At 72.1% G+C, this 23005-nt stretch carries 23 protein-coding genes; 10 read left to right on the forward strand and 13 right to left on the reverse strand.

Annotation, left to right across the window (positions count from 1 at the left end):
• Nucleotides 1-64: 64 nt before the first annotated feature.
• Genes ACGFI7_RS15380 through ACGFI7_RS15405 form a run of 6 tightly spaced genes read right to left on the reverse strand, consistent with a single transcriptional unit; the run spans nucleotide 65 to nucleotide 5717 of the window.
• The gene (locus ACGFI7_RS15380) at nucleotides 65-1516 is read right to left on the reverse strand and encodes a sensor histidine kinase (RefSeq protein ID WP_393404348.1); all 1452 of its coding nucleotides are present in this window, start codon (nucleotides 1514-1516) and stop codon (nucleotides 65-67) included.
• Nucleotides 1513-2199 (reverse strand): response regulator transcription factor, encoded by a 687-nt coding sequence (locus ACGFI7_RS15385; RefSeq protein ID WP_393404351.1) that lies wholly within the window; start codon nucleotides 2197-2199, stop codon nucleotides 1513-1515. The genes ACGFI7_RS15380 and ACGFI7_RS15385 overlap by 4 nt, the downstream gene beginning before the upstream one ends.
• Nucleotides 2196-2660: a hypothetical protein gene (locus ACGFI7_RS15390; protein WP_393404354.1), complete on the reverse strand. Its 465-nt coding sequence runs from the start codon at nucleotides 2658-2660 to the stop codon at nucleotides 2196-2198. Before ACGFI7_RS15390 ends, ACGFI7_RS15385 begins: the two co-directional genes overlap by 4 nt.
• An 11-nt stretch (nucleotides 2661-2671) precedes the next feature.
• On the reverse strand, nucleotides 2672-3904 hold the full coding sequence (locus tag ACGFI7_RS15395) for an ABC transporter permease (protein ID WP_393404357.1): 1233 nt from the start codon (nucleotides 3902-3904) through the stop codon (nucleotides 2672-2674).
• A complete protein-coding gene (locus ACGFI7_RS15400) occupies nucleotides 3901-4653 on the reverse strand; it encodes an ABC transporter ATP-binding protein (protein ID WP_393404359.1) in 753 nt (250 codons plus the stop codon). The genes ACGFI7_RS15395 and ACGFI7_RS15400 overlap by 4 nt, the downstream gene beginning before the upstream one ends.
• Entirely contained in the window at nucleotides 4650-5717 is a 1068-nt protein-coding gene (locus ACGFI7_RS15405; RefSeq protein WP_393404362.1) for an efflux RND transporter periplasmic adaptor subunit, read from the reverse strand. The genes ACGFI7_RS15400 and ACGFI7_RS15405 overlap by 4 nt, the downstream gene beginning before the upstream one ends.
• 154 nt (nucleotides 5718-5871) lie before the next feature.
• Here ACGFI7_RS15405 and ACGFI7_RS15410 point away from each other — a divergent pair, with 154 nt between their 5' ends.
• Complete coding sequence (locus ACGFI7_RS15410; RefSeq protein ID WP_393404365.1) at nucleotides 5872-7371, forward strand: efflux RND transporter periplasmic adaptor subunit; 1500 nt, start codon at nucleotides 5872-5874, stop codon at nucleotides 7369-7371.
• Nucleotides 7372-7401: 30 nt separating this feature from the next.
• On the opposite strand, the gene ACGFI7_RS15415 is transcribed toward ACGFI7_RS15410, so the two are convergent.
• Together ACGFI7_RS15415 and ACGFI7_RS15420 are read right to left on the reverse strand one after the other, a co-directional pair.
• A complete protein-coding gene (locus ACGFI7_RS15415) occupies nucleotides 7402-7995 on the reverse strand; it encodes an HAD family hydrolase (protein ID WP_393404368.1) in 594 nt (197 codons plus the stop codon).
• Nucleotides 7992-8807 carry a hypothetical protein gene (locus tag ACGFI7_RS15420; protein WP_393404371.1) on the reverse strand — a complete coding sequence of 272 codons (816 nt, stop codon included), beginning with the start codon at nucleotides 8805-8807 and terminating at the stop codon, nucleotides 7992-7994. The genes ACGFI7_RS15415 and ACGFI7_RS15420 overlap by 4 nt, the downstream gene beginning before the upstream one ends.
• Before the next feature lie 177 nt (nucleotides 8808-8984).
• On the opposite strand from ACGFI7_RS15420, the gene arfB reads away from it, so the two are divergent.
• Nucleotides 8985-9392 (forward strand): alternative ribosome rescue aminoacyl-tRNA hydrolase ArfB, encoded by a 408-nt coding sequence (gene arfB / locus ACGFI7_RS15425; RefSeq protein WP_393404374.1) that lies wholly within the window; start codon nucleotides 8985-8987, stop codon nucleotides 9390-9392.
• A 3-nt stretch (nucleotides 9393-9395) separates the two neighbouring features.
• Here the strand turns inward: arfB and ACGFI7_RS15430 are convergent, their stop codons facing one another.
• The 3 genes from ACGFI7_RS15430 to ACGFI7_RS15440 form a co-directional block, all read right to left on the reverse strand.
• On the reverse strand, nucleotides 9396-9929 hold the full coding sequence (locus ACGFI7_RS15430) for an NADPH-dependent FMN reductase (RefSeq protein WP_393404377.1): 534 nt from the start codon (nucleotides 9927-9929) through the stop codon (nucleotides 9396-9398).
• Between the two features lie 82 nt (nucleotides 9930-10011).
• Complete coding sequence (locus ACGFI7_RS15435; protein WP_393404380.1) at nucleotides 10012-11991, reverse strand: ABC1 kinase family protein; 1980 nt, start codon at nucleotides 11989-11991, stop codon at nucleotides 10012-10014.
• A 23-nt stretch (nucleotides 11992-12014) separates the two neighbouring features.
• A complete protein-coding gene (locus tag ACGFI7_RS15440; protein ID WP_393404383.1) occupies nucleotides 12015-12938 on the reverse strand; it encodes an acyl-ACP desaturase in 924 nt (307 codons plus the stop codon).
• A gap of 73 nt (nucleotides 12939-13011) precedes the next feature.
• Here ACGFI7_RS15440 and ACGFI7_RS15445 point away from each other — a divergent pair, with 73 nt between their 5' ends.
• Nucleotides 13012-13479, forward strand: coding sequence for an NUDIX domain-containing protein (locus ACGFI7_RS15445; protein WP_393404386.1), 468 nt, complete (start codon nucleotides 13012-13014; stop codon nucleotides 13477-13479).
• On the opposite strand, the gene ACGFI7_RS15450 is transcribed toward ACGFI7_RS15445, so the two are convergent.
• Both ACGFI7_RS15450 and ACGFI7_RS15455 read right to left on the reverse strand, forming a co-directional pair.
• Complete coding sequence (locus ACGFI7_RS15450) at nucleotides 13442-14065, reverse strand: hypothetical protein (RefSeq protein WP_393404389.1); 624 nt, start codon at nucleotides 14063-14065, stop codon at nucleotides 13442-13444. The genes ACGFI7_RS15445 and ACGFI7_RS15450 overlap by 38 nt on opposite strands.
• A 26-nt stretch (nucleotides 14066-14091) precedes the next feature.
• Nucleotides 14092-14847: an HAD-IIA family hydrolase gene (locus ACGFI7_RS15455; protein ID WP_393405665.1), complete on the reverse strand. Its 756-nt coding sequence runs from the start codon at nucleotides 14845-14847 to the stop codon at nucleotides 14092-14094.
• A gap of 101 nt (nucleotides 14848-14948) precedes the next feature.
• Between ACGFI7_RS15455 and ACGFI7_RS15460 the strand changes: the two genes are divergently transcribed.
• From ACGFI7_RS15460 to ACGFI7_RS15490, 7 genes are all read left to right on the forward strand, one after another.
• On the forward strand, nucleotides 14949-16157 hold the full coding sequence (locus ACGFI7_RS15460) for a M20 family metallopeptidase (protein WP_393404392.1): 1209 nt from the start codon (nucleotides 14949-14951) through the stop codon (nucleotides 16155-16157).
• A gap of 34 nt (nucleotides 16158-16191) precedes the next feature.
• The gene (locus ACGFI7_RS15465; RefSeq protein ID WP_393405667.1) at nucleotides 16192-17115 is read left to right on the forward strand and encodes a zinc-binding alcohol dehydrogenase family protein; all 924 of its coding nucleotides are present in this window, start codon (nucleotides 16192-16194) and stop codon (nucleotides 17113-17115) included.
• A gap of 161 nt (nucleotides 17116-17276) precedes the next feature.
• On the forward strand, nucleotides 17277-19097 hold the full coding sequence (locus tag ACGFI7_RS15470; protein ID WP_393404395.1) for an ABC transporter substrate-binding protein: 1821 nt from the start codon (nucleotides 17277-17279) through the stop codon (nucleotides 19095-19097).
• A 2-nt stretch (nucleotides 19098-19099) separates the two neighbouring features.
• The gene (locus tag ACGFI7_RS15475) at nucleotides 19100-20110 is read left to right on the forward strand and encodes an ABC transporter permease (protein ID WP_393404396.1); all 1011 of its coding nucleotides are present in this window, start codon (nucleotides 19100-19102) and stop codon (nucleotides 20108-20110) included.
• On the forward strand, nucleotides 20107-21009 hold the full coding sequence (locus ACGFI7_RS15480) for an ABC transporter permease (RefSeq protein ID WP_393404398.1): 903 nt from the start codon (nucleotides 20107-20109) through the stop codon (nucleotides 21007-21009). Before ACGFI7_RS15475 ends, ACGFI7_RS15480 begins: the two co-directional genes overlap by 4 nt.
• 2 nt (nucleotides 21010-21011) lie before the next feature.
• Nucleotides 21012-21998 carry an ABC transporter ATP-binding protein gene (locus ACGFI7_RS15485; protein ID WP_393404401.1) on the forward strand — a complete coding sequence of 329 codons (987 nt, stop codon included), beginning with the start codon at nucleotides 21012-21014 and terminating at the stop codon, nucleotides 21996-21998.
• The gene (locus tag ACGFI7_RS15490) at nucleotides 21995-23005 is read left to right on the forward strand and encodes an ABC transporter ATP-binding protein (protein ID WP_393404404.1); all 1011 of its coding nucleotides are present in this window, start codon (nucleotides 21995-21997) and stop codon (nucleotides 23003-23005) included. The genes ACGFI7_RS15485 and ACGFI7_RS15490 overlap by 4 nt, the downstream gene beginning before the upstream one ends.

Here is a 23005-nt window from a genome sequence, read left to right on the forward strand (position 1 = left end):
CAGCGCAGGTCGGCCACCTCTCCGGTGCCGCATCCAGAAGGGCGGCCGGGGTCCGGGCGCGTGCCTACGGGTCGGCCAGCGGCAGGGTGACCGTGAAGGTGGCGCCCTTGCCGGATTCGCCGTCGGCGGCGATGGTGCCGCCGTGCGCCTCGACGAGGGTGGCGGCGATGGCCAGGCCGAGGCCGGAGCCGCCGCTGCTGCGCGCCGGGTCGGCCCGGTAGAACCGTTCGAACACCCGCTCCGCCACCTCCCGGCCGAACCCGGGCCCTTCGTCGGCGACCTCCAGCACCGCGTCCTGCCCGCGCACCCCCACGCCGACGCGGAAGGGCGTGCCGGGCGGGGTGTGGGTGAGGGCGTTGGAGACGAGGTTGCCGATGACCTGGCCGAGCCGTGACTCGTCGCCGGTGACGACCACGGGCCCGTCGCCGTCGCTCAGCCTGACCAGCTCGATCCGCCGGTCCGGGGCGAGCGTCTGGGCGTCGATGACGGCGGTCGCGGCCAGGCTGAGCAGGTCGACGGGCCGCAGGTCGAGGCCGCGCCGCTGGTCGAGCCTGGCGAGCAGCAGCATGTCCTCCACCAGCAGCCCCATCCTGGCGGCCTGGCCCTCGATCCGGTGGAGCAGCCGCATCGCCTCGTCCAGGTCCTGGTGATCGGACAGGCGGTGCAGTTCGGCGAATCCCCTGATGGAGGTGAGCGGCGTGCGCAGCTCGTGGGAGGCGTCGGCCATGAAGCGCCGCATCAGCTCCTCGGAGCGCTGCGCGGCCGTGGCGGAGCGGCGGGCCGACTCGGCGGCGGCCTCGCGCTCGCGCGCCGCCTTCTCGATCTGGCCGAGCATGCCGTTGAGCGCCCGGCCGAGCTTGCCGACCTCGGTCGTGCCGGCCCACTGCGGCACCCGGCGCGACAGGTCGCCGCCCGCGATGTGGCGGGCGGTCCGCTCGATCTCGCCGAGCGGGCGCAGGCTGCGCCGGACCAGCCAGAAGCACACGACGCCCACCACGACGAGCGTGCCGCCGCCGGCCACGGCGACGATGAGGACGAGCTGGTTCACGGTGCCTTCGACGTCGCTCATGCTGATGGCGACGATCCGGCTGTGGCCGTCGCGGCGCGGCACGGCCACCACCCGCCAGCTCGGGCCGGCCGGGTCGACCGAGCCGACGGTGAACGCCCTGCCGTCCCGCTTCTCGACCCTGTGCAGGGGCAGCGGCGGCAGGTCGGGCAGGTGCGGGTCGGTGGACTCGGAGAACGTCCTGACGACGGTGCCGCCCGCGTCGACGAGCACCATGTGGAACAGCCCGTAGTAGCGCTGCGGCCCGGCGTTCGGCTGGGGGTCGACCGGCGGCGGCATCCGCCACGGCCCGCTGGCGGCGCGCAGCTGCTGGTCGACGCGGGCGACCAGATAGCCGTTGAGCAGCCGGACAGCGAACAGCCCCGTCACGGTGATGGCCAGCGTGACCAGGAGCAGCGTGACGGAGGTCAGGCGCAGCCAGAGCGGCGTGCGCGCGAGGTGTTTCCTCATTCTCTCGGTGGGCGCAGGATGTAGCCGACTCCGCGGAGGGTGTGGAGATAGCGGGGCTCGTCCGTGTCGATCTTACGGCGCAGGTAGGACACGTACGACTCGACCAGTCCGACGTCGGTGCGCCAGGCGCCGTTCCAGACGTGGTCGAGGATCTGCGTCTTCGACATCACCCGGCCCGCGTTGAGCATGAAGTAGCGCAGCAGCCGGAACTCCGTGGGCGACAGCCGCACCAGGACGCCGTCGCGCCACACCTCGTGGGTCTCCTCGTCCAGCTCCAGCTCGCCGACGCGCAGCCGGTTCGGCTCGGGGGCGCCGCGGCGGGTGCGGCGCAGCACCGCCCGGATGCGGGCGATGACCTCCTCCAGGCTGAACGGCTTGGTGACGTAGTCCTCGCCGAGACTGAGCCCGGCGAGGGTGTCCTCGGGGCTGTCCTTCGCGGTCACGAACAGCACCGGCACCCGGCGGCCACGCGACCGCAGCCTGCCCGCCACGGCCAGCCCGTCGACGTCGGGCAGCATGATGTCGAGCATCACCAGGTCGGGCGCGGCCTCCTCGGCGATCCTGAGCGCCTCCTGGCCGTCGGCGGCGGTGAGCACCTCGAACCCCGCCATCCGCAGGCTGGCCGAGAACAACTCCCGGATGTTGGGCTCGTCGTCCACCACGAGGAGCCTGGCCTCGCTCACCGGCGTCCCCCGGTCCGGGTGATCGTGTCGGCGGTGACGGCGCCGTCGTCGCCGCGCTCGCCCCGGACGGAGACGACGGCTCCCGGCTTCAGGTCGGACAGGGAGCCGGGCGTGGTGACCTGGACCGTGGTGGAGTCGCCGGTGGTGACCGTGACCGTGGAGCCGTCCATGGTCTTCAGGTATACCGTGCCGCCTTCCACCTTCCGCACGGTCCCCACCGTCTCACCGCCCGGCTGCCTGCCGCCGAAGCCCTGCCGGTTCTGGCCCGGTTCCGGCCGCTGAGGAGCGGCGGCGGTGGCGGCGGGTGTGCCGAACGCCTTCTGCGCCTGGATCCCGGTGAGGATCCCCGCCACCAGCACGACGCCGGTGAGCAGGGCGAGCGTCAGCTTGGAAGCCCGCCGGGGCGGCCCGGCCGGTTCCGCACGCAGGTCGTCCTGGAAGGGGGAGGTGTCGAGCGTCACGTGCGTCTCCTTCATTCGTGGCGCAACGCCTGGATGGGCCGGAGCTTGGCGGCCCGGTTGGCGGGATAGCCGCCGAAGAACAGCCCGATCGCCACCGAGACGCCCAGCGCGAGCGCCACCGACGAGGGGACGAGCACGGGCTGGATGCCGGCGATGGCGAACCGGGTGCCGGCGACCGCCACCAGGACCCCCGCCAGCCCTCCGGCCAGGCTGAGCAGCGTGGCCTCCATGAGGAACTGGCCGAGCACCGCGCTCCTGGGCGCGCCGACGGCCTTGCGGATGCCGATCTCCCTGGTCCGCTCGGTGACGGTGACCAGCATGATGTTGGTGATGCCGATGCCGCCGACCAGCAGGGAGATGGCCGCCACTGCGGCGAGCAGGACGGTGAACGTGCCGGTCGCCTCGCTGACGCTCTCCTGCAGGCCGGCCTGGTTCAGCACGCGGTAGTCGGCGCTGCCCCCGGCCGTGATGCCGTGCCGCTGGTTGAGCAGGGCGGTGACCTCGGCCTGGGCGGCGGCCGTGGTGTCGGAGCCGGTGGCCTGGACGACGATGGAGCCGAGCGAGCCGAACCCGGTCAGGCTCTGCTGCACGGCGGGCAGCGGCGCGATCGCCACGTCGTCGGCGTCCTGGCCGCCGCCGCCCGCGCCCGACTGCTTGAGCACGCCGACCACGGTGAACGGCACCCCGGACAGGTTGACCTGCCGCCCGATCGGGTCGGCGGAGCCGAACAGCGCCTCGGCGACGGTACGGCCGAGCACCACGACCTTCCTGGCCGCCAGGACGTCGTCGTTGAAGAAGTACGTGCCGGTCTCGACGGGCCGGTTGACCGCCTCGAAGTAGCTGGGGTGGGTGCCGACGAGCTGGGAGACGGTGTGCCCGGCCGCCTCGTGCGTGGCGGTGGTCGAGTTCGCGGTCACCACGGGCGAGACGCTCCTGACGGACGGCGCGGCGGCCCGGTCGGTGAGCGCTTCGGCGTCGGCCAGCGTGAGCGGCCTGGCCTGGGTGCGCGGGCCGCCGGACGGCCCGCCCCGGCTGCCGCCGGCGAACGAGGGGGAGATCGTCAGCGTGTTGGCGCCGAGCCGCTGGATGTTCTCCTGGATGCTGCGCGAGGACCCCTCGCCGACGGCCACGAGCATGATGACGGCGGCGACGCCGATGAGGATGCCGAGCATGGTGAGCGCGCTGCGCGTCTTGTTGGCGAGCAGGCCGCGCAGCGCGAAGCGGACGATGTCGAGCCGGTTCACCGGGCGGCCTCCGCGATCCACCGGGCGGCCTCCGCGATCCGGGGCGGTGGTGCCGCGACCGGCGCCTGCCGGATGTCCTCGACGATCCGGCCGTCCACCAGCCGGATGACGCGCTTGGCGTGCGCGGCCACGTCGTCCTCGTGGGTGATGAGCACGATGGTGCGCCCGCTCCGGCTGAGCTCGTCCAGGATGGCGAGGACGTCGCGGGTGGAGGCGGTGTCGAGGTTCCCGGTCGGCTCGTCGGCCAGCAGCAGGGCGGGCGCGGTGACGATCGCCCTGGCGAGCGCCACGCGCTGCTGCTGGCCGCCGGAGAGCTGGTTCGGCTGGTGGTGCACGCGGTCGGCGAGCCCGACCCGCTCCAGCGCGGCCAGCGCCCGGGTGCGCCGCTCTGCCGGGCGGACGCCGCCGTAGACGAGCGGCAGCTCCACGTTGTCCAGCGCGGACATGCGGGGGATCAGGTTGAACGACTGGAACACGAACCCGACGCGCCGGTTGCGCAGCAGCGCCAGCCGGGTCTCGTCCAGTCCGGCGATGTCGGTGCCGCCGATCGCGTACGTGCCCGAGGTGGGGACGTCGAGACAGCCGAGGATGTTCATGAGGGTGGACTTGCCGGAGCCGGAGGCGCCCATGACGGCCACGTAGTCGCCGCTCTCCACGTCGAGGTCGACGCCGCGCAGGGCGCGGATCCTCGCCTCGCCGTCCCCGTACTCCTTGACCAGGCCGCGCACGCGCAGCACGGGCGCGGTCATCGCCCGCCTCCGGGCGGGCCGCCGCCGGGCCGTTCCCCGCCGAAGCCGTTGAAACCGCCCCGCCGCTGGTCGTCGGTCCCTGTGCCGGTCGTGGCGGGGGGCACGATCAGGTCGCCCTCGCGCACGCCGGAGACGATCTCCGCGGTGGCGGCGCCCCGGACGCCGACCTCGACCCGTACGCGGGTCTGCCGGCCGTCCTTGAGCACGGTGACGGTGTCCTGGCCGCCGACGGCCGAGATCGCGGTGGTGGGCACGGTCACCACGTCCTCGGCGCGGCCCACCTCGATCTGGACGGTGGCGGTCTGGCCGAGCCTGACCTGTTCCGGGACCTGGCCGAAGGAGATCGTGACGGGGTACTGGACGACGTTCTCGGTGGTGGCGGCGACCGGCTGGATCTGGGTGACCTCGCCGGTGGCGGTGACGCCGGGCAGCGCGGCGAACGTGACCACGGCCTCCTGCCCGGTCTTCAGCCGCCCGACGTCGGACTCGGTGAACGAGCCGACGACCCGCAGCCTGCCGGTGTCGGCCAGCTCGATGAACCCGGAGCCGCCCTGCCCCTGGCCGGAGCTGCCGCCGGCGGATCCGTTCACGGCGGTGACGGTCCCGCTGAACGGGGCCTTGAGCACCGTGCCCGCGACCGCGCGGGCGGCCTCGCGGTAGGCGTTGCGCGCCTTGACGTAGGCGGCGTTGAGCCTGGCGGTCGCGGTGCCGTCCGCGCGGGCGCTCTGGTACGAGGCCAGAGCCGCGGCGAGGTCCTCCTGGGCCGCGTCGTCGTCCAGCTTGGCCAGGAGCTGCCCCTTCTTCACCTCGTCCCCGGGCTTGACGTAGACGTGTTCGACGGTCCCGCTCATCCCGAACGAGAGAGACCTGCTCTTGGCGCTCTCCACCGAGCCGGACGCGGAGACGGCGGCGACCACCGTGCCGCGGCCGGCCCGCACCGTGCGCGCCCCGGACTCGCCCGCGGCCTCTTCAGGACCGAGCTGGACGTAGGCGAGCACGACGCCGCCCAGCAGGAGCGCGGCCAGCGCCGTGTTGGTCACCAGCGTCCCGCGCCTGATCGACACCCTCACAATCGCATGACCCTGGCACACCAGCCTCCGGCACAACCGGGAGCTTGCTGAAGGTTCGCTGACAGCTCGGGCGCCTGTGGAGGGTCCTCGGCGAACCCGGAGGACGCTCGCAGCGGCCTGCCAACCTGACCCGGCAGGATGGGCGGCCATGAGACGGACTTTCTCCCCGAAAGCCCTCACCGTGGGCGGTCTGGCCGTGGTCGTCATCGCGGCGGGCGGCGTGCTGGCCGCTCTGCGTGACGACGCGCCGGCCTCCGTCGAGGTACGGCTCGCGTCCGCTCAGCGGGGCACCGTGACGGCGTCGGTCACGGCGGCGGGCCGCACCGTGGACGGCTCACGGCGTGACCTGGCGTTCGGCGTCGCGGGCAGGGTGACCCGGGTCCTGGTCGAGCCCGGCGACCGGGTGACGAAGGGCCAGGTCCTGGCCCGGGTGGACGGCCGCGCCGCGCGCGACGCGTACGAGGCCGCGCGGGCCGACCTGGCCGCCGCCGAGGAGACCCTGGCGGAGGCCGCCTCCTGCACGACCACGACGGCGGGGGTGGCGCTGCCGGGGAACACCCGGGTCACCGGCGTCATGGCACCGGCCGGCGGTGGGGCGGTGGACGGGGATCGAGGAGGGACCGGGGCGCCGAGCGCCTCCCCCAGTCCCAGCCCGTCCCCGAGCCTGTCCCAGACCCAGACCTTGACCCCGACGCCGAGCCCGACCTTGAGCCCCACCCGCGACCCGCGCCCCACGGAGCCGCGGGCGACGGTGACCGTCACCGTGACGGCGACGGTCACCGTCGTCGTCACCCCGGAGGGCGCGGATCCCCGGCCCACGGCGGACGTGCCCGTCACCACGGCCGCCCCGGAGGCGTCCGGGCGGCCGACGCCGAGGCCGTCGGCCACCGCGCCGGCGCGCACCGCCGCCCCCCGGCGGTCGCCGTCGGGCGGGCCCACCCGTTCGGAGCGGAAGTCCGGCCAGAGCCCGCGCACCGGCCGTGACGCCTGTCCCGACCAGGAGCAGGCGTCCGCGGCGGCCGACCGCGCGCGGGCCGCGGTGGAGCGGGCCGCCGAGACCGTGCGCGGCACCCGGATCGTGGCCCCCGCCGCCGGGACCGTCCTGTCGGTGGCCGGCGCGGCGGGCGACACGGCGGGCACCGACGCCTTCGTCAGCCTCGGCGACCTGGACGAACTGCTGGTCGAGGCCATGGTGACGGAGTCGGACGCGCACCGGCTCCAGCTGGGGCAGCAGGCCGGCGTCACCCTCGCCACCCGTCCGGGCGAGCGTCACCCGGCCGTCGTCACCCACCTCGCCCCCACCCCCGAGTCGGACGGGAACCTGGTCCGCTACCCGGTGACGCTCGCCTTCGACGAGCCGCCGTCCGGGCTGATGCTCGGCCAGTCGGCGTCCGTGACCGTCACGACGGAGGCGGTCGAGGACGCGCTGTACATCCCGGCCGGGGCTGTCGGCTCCCGCGCCGACGGCACCGAGGTGGTCACCGTGCGCCGGGACGGGCAGGACCGGGCGGTGACGGTGACCACGGGCGTCAGGGGCGACCAGTACGTCGAGATCCGCACGGGTCTGCGGGAGTGGGACCAGGTCCTGTTGTCCTCCACCGGTGCGGCGGCGTTCCCCGACGCGGTCTGGCCCAGCTCCGCCCGTTGAGCGGATCCGTAGCGTTGTCCCAGGTTGCGTTCAGGATCCCAGGACGGCCTCGACGGCCCCGCGCAGGGCCGTGGCGTCGGTGTAGCGGACCGCGCGCATGCCGGCGGCTCGGGCGCCCTCCACGTTGTCGGCGCGGTCGTCGATGAAGAGCACGTCGCCGGGGTCGGCGGCCAGTTCGGCGGCGACGTGCGCGTAGATCTTCTGATCGGGTTTGACCAGCCCGAGCCGGGCGCTGTAGAAGCGGTGCGGGATGGCGGCGATCCACGGCAGCTCGTCCAGGCCGTCGGCGATGCAGGCGGGCGCGTTCGACAGCAGGGCGACCCCGTGGCCGGAGTCCCGCAGCTCGCGCAGGATCGCCAGGGAGCCCTCGTCGGGGTGTGACCAGCTCGCCAGGTCCATGGCGATCAGCCGGTCGAGCTCGGTGTCTGACAGGGGGCGACCGGCGGCCTCGGTCCAGTAGGCGGCCGGGGTCAGCGTTCCCCGGTCGAACTCCAGCCGATGCTCCCAGTAGGCGCGATGGAACGCGGCCGGGTCGGCGCCGACGGCGTGGGCCATGGCCTCGGTCGCGCCGGCCGGCTGGGCGAGGGACAGGACGTTTCCGTAGTCGAAGAGGATCCAAGTCACCCGAGGAATGGTCGCAGATGCGGGCCGAGCGCCGGGCAGCCGAGGTACTTCTCGGCCGTGTGGAAGTCGATCCAGTCGAGGTCGACCAGTTCCTCGGCGTCGACGCCGGTGAAGCAGCCGGCCAGCGCGGGCGGGATGGCGGCGACGTCGTGCCGGTCGGCGATGTTGACCCAGCGCCGCACGCCCTTGGGCCGCTCGCCGCGGCCGTTGATCGGGGCGGGCAGCAGGCGCTCGAAGACCACGTCGCGCATGCCGAGCGGGCTGCCCAGCGTGATGAGCAGGTCGGTCTCCAGGTCGGGATGCGCCCAGAAGGTCTCGTACGTGACGACGCTGCCGAGTGAGTGGGCGATGACCACCTTGGGGCGGTTGCGGCGGATCGTGTCGGCGACCGCCTGCCTGACCCGCTCGCGTTTGCCGTGGTCGGTGAGGTAGGCGGCGACCTCGGGGGCGAACAGCTCGGCGAACGCGGCCGAGCGGCTGTCGAGCCGGGACATCAGCCACGCGGTGAACGACTTGAGCGCGCCGGTGAGGTGTTCGCCGACGCCGAGGTTCCTGGCCCAGCCCGCGAGCACGTCGTGGCGCGCCGCCTCCAGCGCGGCCGCCCGCGCCGCGCCGGGCTCGGGGTCGCGCAGCAGGTGGGAGAAGTACGCGACCTCGCTGAAGTAGGTCCTGGCGGGGCCGCCGAGCGAGGTGTTCAGGTAGCGGTCCCACTTCCGGCGCATGGCGGTGGCCGCCCCTGCCGCCGATCTGCCCGCCTTGACGTAGTAGTCGTACTTGCCGATGCCGTGCACGCCGACGATGCCCGCGGTCATGACTCCCCCATCCGTGGATACGCGATAGTGGCATACGCCGCTTGCGGGCCGCCGTCAACCGGCTGCGGGTGGAATCACCCCCGTACCGGGAAGTGTTCACCATGGTGGGAAATGTCGTTGCCCGGCGTCCCCGCCGCTCTATACGTTGATCGTGGTCGAAGCGAAGGAAGGACCGTCATGCCCGCCGCCCTGGTCGTCAACGACTCGGTCGTCATCCCCGACGCCGAGCTCGTCTGGCGTTTCTCCCGGTCCTCCGGTCCGGGCGGTCAGGGGGTCAACACCACCGACAGCCGGGTGGAGCTGACCTTCGACGTGGCGGCCTCCACGGCGCTCTCCCCCGCACTGAAGGCGCGGGCCCTGGGACGGCTCGGGTCGCCGACGATCACCATCGCCGCCTCGGAGTACCGTTCCCAGCTCCGCAACCGGGAGGCCGCGCAGCAGCGGCTGGCCCAGCGCGTCCGCGAGGCCATCGCGCCGCCGCCCAAGCGCAGGCGCCCGACCAAGCCGACCCGCGGCTCCGTCGAGCGGCGCCTGGCGGGCAAGAAGCAACGCTCCGAGGTGAAACGACTGCGCCGGGAACTCTGAGGCTCAGACCGACAGCATCGGCTCGCGCAGGTGGGCCTGGCACAGCTGCCCGACCATCTCGCAGACCTGGGCGCGCAGGTCGCGGGCCCAGAGCCGGCCGTCCTCGTCGAAGTGCGGGCAGACCGGCGAGATCACCAGCTCCGAGCCGACGGCCACCGCCCCGGCCCCCATCAGCTCCTTGTACAGCTCGGCCTGCGCCCACATGGCGCCGCAGGCCCGAGCGCTGGCGCACATGACGGCCACGTGCTTGCCGTCGAGCCCGCCGGCCCGCGTCATCCAGTCCAGCGCGTACTCCAGCTCCACCGGCAGCAGGCTGTGCTCGGGCGCGGTGAGCACCAGCGCGTCCGCCTCGTCCACCCGCGTGAGCAGCTCGCGGACCACCTGCGGAGCGGGTCCGGGCGCGTACGGCGGGATCTCGGCGAGCCGGGGCCACGCCTCGAAGTCGACGCCCGGCGGCAGCTCGCCACGGATGGCGTCGAGGAGCCGGTTGATGTACGAACCCGCGTGGAGGCTGGCGGCGATCCCGATGACTTTCACCCACTGCTCCCGAGGAGTCTTGTATTACGGCCCGTGGCCAGAAACCTGCCCGATGCCGTGGATGTCCAAGACCATCCCTAAGTCAAGAGGATGCACTTTTCGGTGAGCTGTCCCGCGGCCTGCGGAAGATCAGCACGAGTACCCGGAGCACCAGGACGGCGCTGATCACCAGCAGGTTGTAGCCGATGAGCTGGAACAGCGACATGCCCAGCGCCTCGCTGGCCACCGGCCCGCCGTCGATGCCCAGCAGGATGACGGCCATCAGCCCGGCGGTCGCGCCCAGCACGGTGAGCAGCACCTGGTGCAGCAGTCCGGTCACGAAGCCGCGGTCGCGCTCGTCTGCCAGCAGCCTGACGTTGACCGAGAGGCGGCCGTGCTCGGCTGCGCCCGCGATGCGCTCCAGCCGCCGGGGCAGGCGGCGCAGCATCGGCAGCAGGGCGGCCAGCTCCTGCGTGGCCGCCTCCTTCAGGCTGCCGCCGTCGAGCTGCTCGGCCAGGTGGCGCTCGGCGAAGGCGCGGGCCTCGCCGATCAGGTCGAAGCCCGGCGACAGCCGCACCAGCGTGCCCTCCAGAGTCGCCAGCGCCCGGAAGACGGCGGCCACCTCGGGCGGGATCGAGAGCCCGTACGCGGAGACGATCCTGAACAGGTCGGTGAACAGCTGGACGCTGTCGAGGCCGGGCCCGAGGTGCCTGGCCATGAACTGGCCGAGCGCCCGCTCCAGGCCGGGCTCGTCGATCTCCTCCGGCCTGGGCACCACCTCCAGCAGGGCGTCGGTGACCCCGAGCGGGTCCTGCCGGTTCATGGCGAGCAGGAAGCGCTGCAGCGCCGAGCGGACGGAGGCGTCGAGGCGGCCGACGGAGCCGAAGTCGAGCAGGCCCAGCGAGCCGTCGTCGAGCAGCATGAGGTTGCCGGGGTGCGGGTCGGCGTGGAAGACGCCCTCGACGAGGATCTGCCTCAGCAGGCAGCCGAGCAGGTCGCGGGCCAGGCGCGGCCCCTGCGCCGGGGTGGCGGTGGTGACCGGCCTGCCGGACAGGCGCTGCATGACCAGCACACGCTCGGTGCAGAGCGCGCTCACGGGCGCGGGGTAGGTGACGCCCCCGCCGTCGGAGGCTGCGACGGCGGCCATGTTGGCCGCCTCGACGCGGAAGTCCAGCTCTTCCCTGATCGCCACCGCGAACCCTTCGGCCAGGTCGCGCACGCCGAGCGTGCGGCCCCACCGGGTGCGCGTCTCCAGGGTCGCGGCCAGGCGGCGGACGATGTCGAGGTCCCTGGCCACGGTACGGCCGAGTCCGGGCCGCTGCACCTTGACCACGACGTCCTCGCCGGTGCGCAGCCGGGCGGTGTAGGCCTGCGCGATCGAGGCGGCGGCCAGCGGGACGCGGTCGAAGGCGGCGAACACCTCGTCGACCGGCCCGCCCAGCTCGGCGCGGAGCACGGGCTCGATCAGCTCCCACGGCTCGGCCGCCACCTGGTCCTGCAGGCGCCCCAGCTCCTCGATGAACTCGGGCGGCAGCAGGTCGCGCCGGGTCGACAGCACCTGCCCCAGCTTGACGAAGGTGACGCCGCCGTCGTCGAGCGCGAGCCGGAGCGAGCGGGCCAGCCGCACCGTGCCGGTGCGGTCCTCGGGCCGGTCGCCGCGCCCGCGCAGGTACGGGCCGAGCCCGTGCCGGACGGCGATCCTGGTGATCTCGGAGTAGCGTCTGGCCCGCGAGATCCGGCCGCGCAGCGACCGGGCCAGCTCCAGCGGGCCGGGGATCGACCCCGTCGGCACCAGCGCCTCGGCGACCACGAGGATGACCATCGGGATGAGCACCACGCACATCACGACCAGGATCAGCACCCACAGCGGGCCGACGCCGACGTCCTGGGCGCCACCGGCCTTCTGGAAGGCGTCGAGGATCGGCGTGGTGAGCGGCCCGGCCAGCGACAGCGCCAGCAGCGCCGCCAGGAACGTGCGGACCACGCCGAACCGGACGCCCAGCAGGCGTTGGGCGGCGGCGGCCAGCACGATCACCATGACGATCGTGGCGACCGCGACGACCAGCGTGACGGGGAGATCCATGGGGACGAATCATCCCATGACGCTCAGCCCCTGGCGCGCGCCTTGCGCTCCTCCCGGCGGGCGACGAACCGGGCGGCCGTCTCGTCGGTCCTGCTCAAGAACGCCGACAGCTCCTCGCGGGCCTTCTCGCCCTCGGGGCCGAGGCCCGTCTTGTCGAAGACGGCCCACTGCCGCAGCACCGGCATGAGCACGTCGTCGAGGTGCAGGCGCAGGTCGTAGATGCCCTCGTGGGCGATGGTCATCGCCATCCGGGAGAAGCCGGCGATGTTGGAGCCGGGCATCTGGAAGGTGGTCACCACGTCGGTGACGGCCCGCATGGTCTGGTCGGGGTCCAGCTCGAAGGCCGCCTTGAGCAGGTTGCGGTAGAAGAGCATGTGGAGGTTCTCGTCGGCGGCGATGCGGGCGAGCAGCCGCTCGCAGCCCTCGTCGCCGGAGGCCATGCCGGTGTTGCGGTGCGCGATGCGGGTCGCCAGCTCCTGGAAGGAGACGTAGGCGAGCTGCTGCAGCATCGTGCCGTAGTCGGTCATGAAGCCGCTCTGCATGTGGGCCATGCGGGCCCGCTCCAGCTTGACCGGGTCGACGGCGCGGGTGACGGTCAGGTAGTCGCGGATCGCGGTGCCGTGGCGATCCTCCTCGGCGGTCCAGCGGTGCACCCACGTGCCCCAGGCGCCGTCACGGCCGAAGGTCGTGGCGATCTCGTGGTGGTAGCTCGGGAGGTTGTCCTCGGTCAGCAGGTTGACGATGAGCGACACGCGCGCCGGCTCGGGCAGCTTCGAATCGCTCTCCTGCCACGCCTCCCCGCCGTAGGGGCCGTCGAAGTCGCGCCCCTCGCTCCACGGGACGTACTCGTGCGGGAACCACTCCTTCGCCATCTTCTCGTGACGGTCGAGCTCCCCGGTCACGACCGGCTCGAGCTCGTGGAGCAGCTGCGTCTGCGTCATCGCCATATAGGGGTCCTCCTTAGTTACGGCACCGTAGGTTAGGGTACCCCAGGCCGGCCCGCTCGAATAAGCTGACTCCATGCGTCCCAGCGTCCGGGGTCTGCTCCTCGACGACGACGAGTGCCTGGTGATCTTCCGCCGCACCGTCCCCGGCCGTGCGGTCTACTGGTCGGTGCCGGGCGGCCACGTCGAGCCCGGCGACGCCACGCTCGAACACACTCTCCGCCGCGAGCTGCTGGAGGAGCTGGGCGCGACCGTCTCGGCCGTGACGCCGCTGACGACGGTCAGCTACCCGTGGGAGGGCGGGGTGAAGACCCAGCACGTCTACGGGTGCCGCCTGGTCGCGATGGACCCCGCGCTGCGCCACGGGCCCGAGCTGGACGACCCGGCGCGCGGTGTCTACGAGGTGGAGCGGGTGCCGCTGGAGAGGTCGCAGATCACCTCGCGCCACGTGGTGCCGGAGGCGGTGGCGGGCTACCTGTCCGACCACATCACCGCGCTGCCGCGGCTCATCGCCGGTCCTCGATCTCCCACAGATGGTCGATGACGTGCCAGACGATCCGGCGGCGGGCGTAGGCGGGCGGCCAGGCGGTCTCCAGCGGCGGCCGCCACGGCCGGCCGAGCACCTCGGCCAGTTCGGCGCGGAGCGCGTCCACGCCCGCGCGTGAGGTGAAGGGCCGGTGCCTGACCCCGACCTGCCGGGCGTAGGCGCGCTCGGCCTCCTGGACGTGGTTCACCATCTTCGTCAGGTCGCGTCCGCCGCCGCGCGGCCCCTTGCGCAGCTCCTCCGGCGACTCCCCCGCGACCTCGTCGAAGAGCTCCCAGGCGGCCCGCATCAGGGCCACCTCGCGCCGGGCGGCGTCCGCGCCGACCGGCTCCAGGTCCTGCCCGGGGATCGCCTCGGGCGCGCCGAAGTCGGTCGTCGTGCCGCCGGGCACCCGGGCGACCACCTCGGGGTCGCCTGGGTCGAACGTGAGCGCGGCGCGCTCGGCGATGACGCGGTAGCGCGGGACGTACTCCATCAGCCGGTCGATCGCGGCCTCCTCGCCCTTGGCGACGCGGCACCAGCCGGGCCAGTCGAGCGAGCAGGCGAAGACCTTCTTCGGGCCGAGTTCCAGGTAGACGCGGTTCATGACGGCAAGACTGCCATCCGTACCTGTCAGTCTCCGGCAGGTTCGATCAGGTCCACGAGGTCGGCCACGGAGTCGACGACCAGCGACGGGCGGTAGGGGAAGCGGTCGACCTCGTGCCGCTGGGTGACGCCGGTCAGCACGAGGATGGTGAACAGGCCGGCTTCCATGCCGCACACGATGTCGGTGTCCATCCGGTCGCCGATCATCGCGGTGGTCTCGCTGTGGCCGCCGATGTCGTTGAGCGCGCTGCGCATCATGCGGGGGTTGGGCTTGCCCACGAAGTACGGCTGGACCCCGGTGGCACGGGTGATCATGGCGGCGACGGCGCCGCAGGCGGGCAGCGACCCCTCGGTCGACGGGCCGATCGGGTCGGGGTTGGTGGCGATGAACCGGGCGCCGCCCTCGATGAGCCGGATGGCCCGGGTGATCTGGGTGAAGCTGTAGGTGCGGGTCTCGCCCAGCACGACGTAGTCGGGGTCGAGGTCGGTGAGCACGTAGCCGGCCTCGTGCAGGGCGGTGGTCAGCCCGGCCTCGCCGATGACGTAGGCGGAGCCGCCGGGCCGCTGGTCGTCGAGGAACTGGGCGGTGGCCAGCGCCGAGGTGTAGATCGACCCTGGGGGCACGTCGAGGCCGGACGCGGCCAGCCGCACCGACAGGTCGCGCTGGGTGTAGATCGAGTTGTTGGTCAGCACCCGGAACCGCTTGCCCGACTCGCCGAGCCGTTCGATGAAGGCGCCGGCCCCGGGCACGGGCCGCCCCTCGTGGACGAGGACCCCGTCCATGTCGGACAGCCAGAAGTCGATCCGCTTACGCTCGGTCACCCGGATCATCCTAGTCAGCGCGTCCTATCGACTTCCCAACCGGGACATGAAGAATGTCTTTCATGTCGTTCACCGAAGCCGCGCAGGACATGCGGGACGAGCTCGTCAGGCTGCGCCACTCGCTGCACACCACGCCGGAGATCGGGCTCACGCTGCCGCGCACGCAGGAGAAGGTGCTGGCGGCACTCGACGGACTCCCGCTGGAGATCACCCTGGGCAAGGCGCTCAGCTCGGTGACCGCCGTGCTGCGGGGCGGCCGGCCGGGACCCGCGGTGCTGCTGCGCGGCGACATGGACGCGCTGCCCGTCGCCGAGCGCAACGATCTGCCGTACATCTCGCGGATCGAGGGCCAGATGCACGCGTGCGGGCACGACCTGCACACGACCATGCTGGCCGGCGCGGCGCACCTGCTGAGCGCCCGGCGCGAGGAGCTGGCCGGTGACGTGATCTTCATGTTCCAGCCGGGCGAGGAGGGGCAGCACGGCGCCCGGCACATGATCGAGGAGGGCGTGCTGGACGCGGCCGGAGAGCGGCCGGTGGCCGCGTACGGCATGCATGTGGTCTCCTCGCTCCTGCCGACGGGCCTGTTCGCCTCGCGGCCCGGGCCGATCATGTCGGCGGCGGACGTGTTCGCCGCGACGGTGAAGGGGCGCGGCGGGCACGGCTCCACCCCGCACCTGGCGCGCGACCCGATCCAGGCCGGGTGCGAGATGGTGACGGCGATGCAGACCATGGTCACCCGGACGTTCGACGCGTTCGACCCGGTGGTGGTGTCCGTCGGCAGCTTCCACGGCGGGTCGACCGACAACGTCATCCCGGACGAGGCAAGATTCGAGGCGACGGTCCGGACGTTCAGCGCGGGCAACCGGGCCCTGGTCAAGCGGCGCCTGACCCAGGTGGTGGAGGCCGTCGCGGCGGCGCACGATCTGAAGGTGGAGGCGTCGATCCGCATGGGCTACCCGGTGACGGTCAACGACGCCGCCGAGACGGCGTTCACGGCCGGCGTCGTGGGCGACCTGTTCGAGGGCCGCTACATCACCGCGCCCAATCCGATCATGGGGTCGGAAGACTTCTCGTACGTGCTGGAGCAGGTGCCGGGGGCGTTCGTGTTCCTGGGCGCCTGCCCGCCCGGCCGCGACCTGGCGACCGCGCCCTACAACCACTCCCCCGAGGCGCTCTTCGACGACTCCGTGCTGCCCGACGGGGCGGCGCTGTACGCGTCGCTGGCGCACCGGCGGCTGGCCGCGGCGGATGCGGGCCTGGGCGGTTGACCGGCCGGGGCCGATGGCGTCCCGGCCGCTGGTCATGGTGGAGCGGCCCGTGCCCGAGCCCGGGCCCGGCGAGGTGCTGGTGCGGGTGGAGGCGTGCGGCGCCTGCCGCACCGACCTCCACCTGGCCGAGGGCGACCTGCCGCCGCGCGCCCCGCTGACCACGCCCGGCCACCAGGCGGTCGGGCGGGTGGTGCGGCCCGACGGGAGCGACGGCGAGCGGGTCGGGGTGGCCTGGCTGCGCTCGACCTGCGGGCGCTGCCGTTACTGCCGGCGCGGCCTGGAGAACCTCTGCCCGGAGTCCGCGTACACGGGCTGGGACGCGCACGGCGGGTTCGCCCCCTATCTGACGGCGCCGCGCGACTACGTCTACCCGCTGCCCGCCGACGTCCCGGCCGAGCGGCTGGCGCCGCTGCTGTGCGCGGGCATCATCGGCTATCGCGCGCTGAGCCGCTGCGACCTGCCCGAGGGCGGGCGGCTGGGCATCTACGGGTTCGGCGCGTCGGCCCACCTGACCGCGCAGGCGGCCATCGCCATGGGCGCTGTCGTGCACGTGGTCACCCGCGCCGCCCGGCACCGGGAGCTGGCCCTGGAGCTGGGCGCGGCCTCGGCGGGCGACCGGCCGCCTGAGCCGCTGGACGCGGCCATCCTGTTCGCGCCGGTCGGCGACCTGGTGCCGCCAGCGCTGGAGGCGCTCGACCGGGGCGGCACGCTCGCCGTCGCCGGGATCCACTTGAGCGACATCCCGTCGCTGAGCTACGACCGCCATCTGTTCCAGGAGCGGACGCTGCGCAGCGTCACGGCGAACACGCGGGCCGACGGCCGCGCGTACCTGGATCTGGTGCGTGCTCACCCGCCGCAGGTCAGCAGCGTCGTGTACGCGTTCGACGATGCCGACAGGGCGTTGTCAGACATAGCGAACGACCATGTCAAAGGCGCTGCCGTCGTTGCCATAAGCTGAATGTCCGGTTAGTGGAGACGAGCGTCACCCCACCCCCTGATGAAGGAAAGTTACATTAGCCTCACAGTCACTGGAGATTATTGACGCGTCTCCCGGGTGACCGTAGGGTCCGGTCAATCCCACAGATCCTCATCAGGTCCGAACTTTCCCCGGAGCGGTACATGAGACGACTAGCAGCTGTAGTGGCGTTGCTGGGCCTGACCGCCGTCACAGCATGCAGTGGCGGCGGCACCACCAATCAGTCCACTTCGGGCGGCGGTGGCGGCGGCGGGCTCTTCACCACGATCGACGTGAACAGGCCGGGCATCGACGCGAGCGCCCCCGCGAACCCGTACAACCCGAAGGGCAACTCCTTCCTCGGGTACAACGCGATGAAGCTCGCGTGGGTCAAGAACCACCTGACCGACCCGAACCAGTTCTACCCCGGCATCGCCGAGAGCTGGGAGGTCGCCGAGGACAACTCCGCGATCACCATCAAGCTGCATGCGAACAACAAGTGGTCGGACGGCAAGCCGGTGACGGCCGAGGACGTCCGCCTGTCGATCGGCATCGCCTACACCCAGGGCAGCACCGCCTTCGCGATCACCCCCGGCGCGGCGGGCGCGGCGGCCGACGTCGAGGTCGTCGACGACAAGACGGTCAAGGTCACCCAGGACATGACCAACCCCAGCAGCAAGTTCGCCCGCGGCGTGCTCGACACCTTCGTGGCGCCCGCGCACATCTGGGGCAGCGTGCTGCCGACCGACTTCTGGGACAAGCTGAAGACCTCGCGCGGCGAGGGCGCGGACGCCGAGAAGGCCCGCGAGGAGATCACCGCGCTGGGCGAGAAGATCATCACCTTCGCCCCGGAGAAGGACGTCTCCGCCGGCCCCTTCATCCTCGAGCGGGTCAACCCCGGCGAGGCGCTGCTGGTCAAGAACAAGAACTTCTACAACGCCGCCAACGTCGCCCCGGACCAGGTGAAGTTCCTCAACTACACCGGTAACGAGCAGATCTGGAACTACCTCATCTCCGGCAAGCTGGACCACGCCGGCTTCACCGCCGCCCCGGCCGACGTGATGAACCGGATCAAGCAGGCGCCCGGCACCAACATCATCAAGGGCTTCTCGCCGGTGGCCGTCGGCATGGCGTTCAACCAGTCCAAGAAGCCGTACGACAACGTGCACGTGCGCCGCGGCCTGGCCTACCTGATCGACCGCGCCGAGGTCACCAAGGTCGCCTCGCCCGAGGGCGGCACCCCCGCGGTGACCACCTCCGGCATCCACCAGAAGCCGGCCCAGGAGTGGCTCGGCGCCGAGCTGAACAGCCTGGAGCCGTACAACCCCGACCCGGCCAAGGCCGAGGAGGAGTTCAAGGCGGCCGGGCTGCAGAAGAAGGACGGCAAGTGGGCGCTGGCCGACGGCAGCCCATGGAAGGTCACCATGACCGCCCCGTCCGGCTTCTCCGACTGGATCTCCGCGCAGGAGAACATCAAGGGCCAGCTGGTCGAGGCCGGCGTGGACGCCGAGGTCGTCACCGTCGCCGACTACCCGCTCTACCTTGAGGAGATCGCGGCCGGCAAGTACGACGTCGGCTTCTGGCTGATCGCGCTCGGCCCCGCGCCGTACGACATCTACCAGCGTCTCTACGGCGCCTCCAACGGCTGGACCAACGTGGCCGGCAAGATCCAGCACGCCGCGCCCGGCAAGAGCGGCAACTGGATGGGCGGCGCCGAGAAGGTCGAGGTCGACGGCACCGAGATCAACCCGGGTGAGCTCACCGGCAAGCTGAACTCGGTCAGCGCCGAGGAGGCCAAGCCGATCATGCTCCAGCTCGCCAAGGCCGCCAACCAGGACCTGCCGGTCATCCAGATGTGGGACTACGTGAACACCCAGTTCACGAACACGAGCCGGTTCACCGGCTGGCCCGAGCAGGACAGCGACCTGCTGCGCCTGACCGCCGGTGTCTGGATCCAGCTCGGCATGGTCAAGAAGACTCAGTAGGCATGACGGTTATCGCACGACGTCTCGCGGGCCACCTGGCCCGCGGGATCGTCATGGTTCTCGTGGTCGCCACGATCAGCTTCTTCATCGTCCGCAACATCCCCGGCGACCCCGTCGCGGCGCGGTACCAGAAGCTGCTGGAGCAGGGCATGTCGCCCGAGGCGGCCGAACGCGCCACGGCCGTGATGTACGGGTTCCTGCCCGAGGGCACGCTCTGGGAGCAGTACGTCGACTACATGACGGGCCTGTTCCGGTTCGACCTCGGCGTGTCGGTCACCCACCCGGGCTCCCCGGTGACCTCGGTGCTCGGCGAGGCGGCCAAGTGGACCGTTCTACCGGTGCTGGCCGGGACCCTGCTGAGCTTCCTGGTGGGCGTGATCATGGGCGTGTACGCGGCCATCAAGCGCTCCGGGAAGCTCGGCGACTTCCTGGCCATCTCCGGCTCCCTGCTGCACGGGGTGCCGCAGTACGTGCTGGCGCTGCTGATGGGCGCGATCTTCACGACGCTGATCCCGATCCTGCCGCAGGGCGGCACCGCCGACATCCTGTTCGAGCCCGGGTTCAACGCCGGCTACATCGGCTCGCTGATCGAGCACGCCACGCTGCCGGTCGTCACGTACGCGCTGGCCAGCTACGGCGGCTGGATCCTGGCCATGAAGTCGAGCGTCGTCACCGTGCTCGGCGACGACTTCATCCTGGCGGCCGAGCTGCGCGGGATGAAGAGGAGCATCGTCTTCCGTTACGTCGCGCGCAACGCGATCCTGCCGCTCTTCACGATCCTGGCGCTCTCGCTGGGCCTGCTGTTCGGCGGCGCGATCTTCATCGAGAAGATCTTCAACTACCCGGGGCTCGGCTTCCTGCTCATCGACAGCGTGGTCAACCGCGACTACGCGCTGATGGGCGGCGCGTTCCTGCTCATCACGGCGGCGATCATCGTGGCCAACATCCTGGCCGACCTGTTCTACACGGTCATCGATCCCCGGGTCCGCTCCGGTGAGGAGGCGTCGGCGTGAGCACCGCGATCCTGGAGACCACCAGCACGGCGGCGACCATGCGCCGCAACTTCTGGCGCGGCGTGTGGCGGGTGATGAAGCGCAAGCCCAGCCGCCTGCTCGGCGCCGTCATCGTGCTCGGCTTCGCGTTCATGGGCGTGTTCGGGCCGATGTTCTACCCCGACGTGCTGCCGCGCGACACCAGTCAGTTGTACGCGCCGATGAGCGCCGAGCACTGGTTCGGCACCGACGGGCAGGGCCGCGACGTGCTCGCCCAGGTCATCACCGGCTCCCGGTACGTGCTGCTGAGCGCGCTGGTCACCGCGGTGATCACGGTGGTGCTCGGCACCGCGATCGGACTGTTCTCGGGCTTCAAGCGGGGCCGCTGGGACACCGTCCTGATGCGGCTCACCGACATGAAGCTGACCATCCCCGGCCTCCCGTTGCTGCTGGTGCTGTCCACCGTGTGGTCGTTCGGCAGCGCGGTCGAGATGGGGCTGCTGCTGGGGCTGCTCGGCTGGGGCGGCGTGGCGCGCGCGGTGCGCTCGCAGACGCTGTCGCTGCGCGAGCGCGGCTTCATCGAGGCGGCCCGCGGGCTGGGCCTGTCCACCACCCACATCGTGGGCAAGGAGCTGCTGCCCAGCATGGCCCCGTACATCGCGATGAACATGCTCATCGCGGTCACCGGCGCCGTGTACGCGCAGGTGGGCCTGTTCTTCCTGGGCGTGCTCCCGTACGAGGCGGACAACTGGGGCGTCATGCTCAACCTGTCCGTGTTCGGCGGCGGGGCCCTGACCACGACCGCGGCGCTGCCGTACATGCTGGCGCCGCTGCTGGCGATCCTGCTGCTGACGCTCGGCATCGTGCTCGTGGTGGACGCCATGGACGAGATCTTCAACCCCCGGCTGCGTGAGGAGTAGGAGTGCCAGGACAAGCGCCGGGAGTGCGCATCGACGGTCTGACCGTCGTCTACAAGACGCCGGCGGGCGAGTTGCCCGCCGTGCGGGACGTCAGCCTGCTGCTGGAGCCCGGCTCGATCACCGGCATCGTCGGCGAGTCCGGCTCGGGCAAGTCGACGCTCGCGCTGTCGCTGCTGAACGCGGTGCAGCCGCCGGGCCGCATCTCCGCGGGCAGCGTGCGGATCGACGGGCTCGGCGACGTGGTCGGGCTGCGCGGCGAGGAGCTGCGCAAGGCGCGCGGCAAGCACGTCGGGTACGTCTTCCAAGCCGCTCAGAACTCACTCAACCCGCTCAAGACGGTCGGCAAGCAGGTGCTCGACCTGGGCCGCTCGCACGGCGTGGAGGACCTGCGCGGGCTGGTCCGCGACGCCAAGGAGCTGCTCGGCCGGATGGGCCTGGACGGGGCGCGGGTGCTCGACTCGCACCAGCACGAGCTGTCGGGCGGCATGCGCCAGCGGGTCGGCATCATGCTGGCCCTGGTGCTCAACGCCCATCTGGTGGTGCTGGACGAGCCCACGACCGCGCTCGACATGATCACCCAGGCGAACATCCTGAAGATCGTCCGCGAGGTGCACGCCGAGCGCGGCCTCACCACGCTGGTGATCACGCACGACATCGGGGTGGTGGCCGAGGTCGCCGACCGGCTCGCCGTCATGTACGGCGGCAGGCTGGTCGAGCAGGGGCCGACCAGGCAGGTGCTCGGCGACCCCCGCCACCCCTACACCAAGGGGCTGATCAGGGCCATCCCCAGGCTGACCGGCGACATCTCCGAGGCGCGGGCGCTGCCCGGCCGCCCGCCCACGCTGGCGACCGTGCCCGAGCGGGGATGCGTGTTCAGGGACCGGTGCGAGCTGCGGATGGACGTCTGCGAGACCGACGACCCCGCGGCCGTCCCGCACGGCGATCGGATCGTGGCCTGCCACGCGGTGAAGGTGAGGGAGCACGCGTGATCACCGGAGAAGGCATCGTCAAGACCTTTAAGCAGCGGGGCAACGTGCTCGGCGCGCGCGAGGTGCGGGCGCTGCGCGGAGTCGACTTCGCCATCCCCAAGGGCGGCGCGGCCTCGTTCATCGGCGAGTCCGGCTGCGGCAAGACGACGCTGGGGCGGATCATCGCCGGCCTGGAGACCTACGACTCTGGCGAGCTGACGCTCGACGGCGTCGCCATGTCGTCGCTGAAGCCCAAGCAGCGCCAGCCGCACTTCCGCAAGATCCAGCTGATCCACCAGGACCCGTACTCGGCCCTGAACCCGACCCGCACCGTCCACCAGACGCTGAACGCCCCGCTGACCCTGCGCGCCAAGCAGACCGGGCGCTCCAAGGCGTGGATCGAGGAGCGGGCGGCCGAGGTGCTGTCGCTGGTCGGGCTGGACCCGGGCAGCGTGCTGGCCCGCTACCCGCACCAGTTGTCGGGCGGCATGCGCCAGCGCGTGGTCATCGCGCGGGCGCTGACCGTGGACCCGGAGATGCTGGTCGCCGACGAGGCCGTGTCGATGATCGACGTGTCGCTCCGGCTGGGCATCCTGGCGCTGCTGAAGGACCTGCGCGAGCGGCTCGGGGTGGCGGTGCTGTTCATCACGCACGACGTGGCCACCTCGCGCTACATCGGCGACGACGGCGAGCTGTACGTGATCTACCGGGGCCAGGTCGTGGAGCGGGGCCCGGTGGACACGGTGATCGCCGACCCGGTCCATCCGTACACGCAGTCGCTGCTGTCGGCGATCCCGGTGCTGCACGGCCTGGAGCGGCCGGGTGAGCAGCCGGTGGAGCCGGTGGAGCCGATGGAGGGCGGGCAGGACGAGTCCGGCTGCCTGTTCGCGCCGCGCTGCCCGTTCCGCGGCGAGCGCTGCGCGGACGAGCGACCCCTGCTGCAGGTGACGGAGGGCATCCCGCAGGAGCACGCGTGCTTCTACCCGGAGCGGCGCAGCGTCGTGGCCCGGCCGATGAGCGAGGTGTGA

It is taken from the genome of Nonomuraea sp. NPDC048826 (genome assembly GCF_043198225.1).
Classification (GTDB): domain Bacteria; phylum Actinomycetota; class Actinomycetes; order Streptosporangiales; family Streptosporangiaceae; genus Nonomuraea.

Excerpts from the sequence above, each read along its gene's own strand:
- ACGFI7_RS15380 (WP_393404348.1), bottom strand. The coding sequence starts at position 1,516 with ATGAGGAAACACCTCGCGCGCACGCCGCTCTGGCTGCGCCTGACCTCC.
- ACGFI7_RS15400 (WP_393404359.1), bottom strand. The coding sequence starts at position 4,653 with ATGACCGCGCCCGTGCTGCGCGTGCGCGGCCTGGTCAAGGAGTACGGG.
- ACGFI7_RS15410 (WP_393404365.1), top strand. The coding sequence starts at position 5,872 with ATGAGACGGACTTTCTCCCCGAAAGCCCTCACCGTGGGCGGTCTGGCC.
- ACGFI7_RS15420 (WP_393404371.1), bottom strand. The coding sequence starts at position 8,807 with ATGACCGCGGGCATCGTCGGCGTGCACGGCATCGGCAAGTACGACTAC.
- arfB (WP_393404374.1), top strand. The coding sequence starts at position 8,985 with ATGCCCGCCGCCCTGGTCGTCAACGACTCGGTCGTCATCCCCGACGCC.
- ACGFI7_RS15435 (WP_393404380.1), bottom strand. The coding sequence starts at position 11,991 with ATGGATCTCCCCGTCACGCTGGTCGTCGCGGTCGCCACGATCGTCATG.
- ACGFI7_RS15440 (WP_393404383.1), bottom strand. The coding sequence starts at position 12,938 with ATGGCGATGACGCAGACGCAGCTGCTCCACGAGCTCGAGCCGGTCGTG.
- ACGFI7_RS15445 (WP_393404386.1), top strand. The coding sequence starts at position 13,012 with ATGCGTCCCAGCGTCCGGGGTCTGCTCCTCGACGACGACGAGTGCCTG.
- ACGFI7_RS15450 (WP_393404389.1), bottom strand. The coding sequence starts at position 14,065 with ATGAACCGCGTCTACCTGGAACTCGGCCCGAAGAAGGTCTTCGCCTGC.
- ACGFI7_RS15455 (WP_393405665.1), bottom strand. The coding sequence starts at position 14,847 with ATGGACGGGGTCCTCGTCCACGAGGGGCGGCCCGTGCCCGGGGCCGGC.
- ACGFI7_RS15460 (WP_393404392.1), top strand. The coding sequence starts at position 14,949 with ATGTCGTTCACCGAAGCCGCGCAGGACATGCGGGACGAGCTCGTCAGG.
- ACGFI7_RS15465 (WP_393405667.1), top strand. The coding sequence starts at position 16,192 with ATGGTGGAGCGGCCCGTGCCCGAGCCCGGGCCCGGCGAGGTGCTGGTG.
- ACGFI7_RS15470 (WP_393404395.1), top strand. The coding sequence starts at position 17,277 with ATGAGACGACTAGCAGCTGTAGTGGCGTTGCTGGGCCTGACCGCCGTC.
- ACGFI7_RS15475 (WP_393404396.1), top strand. The coding sequence starts at position 19,100 with ATGACGGTTATCGCACGACGTCTCGCGGGCCACCTGGCCCGCGGGATC.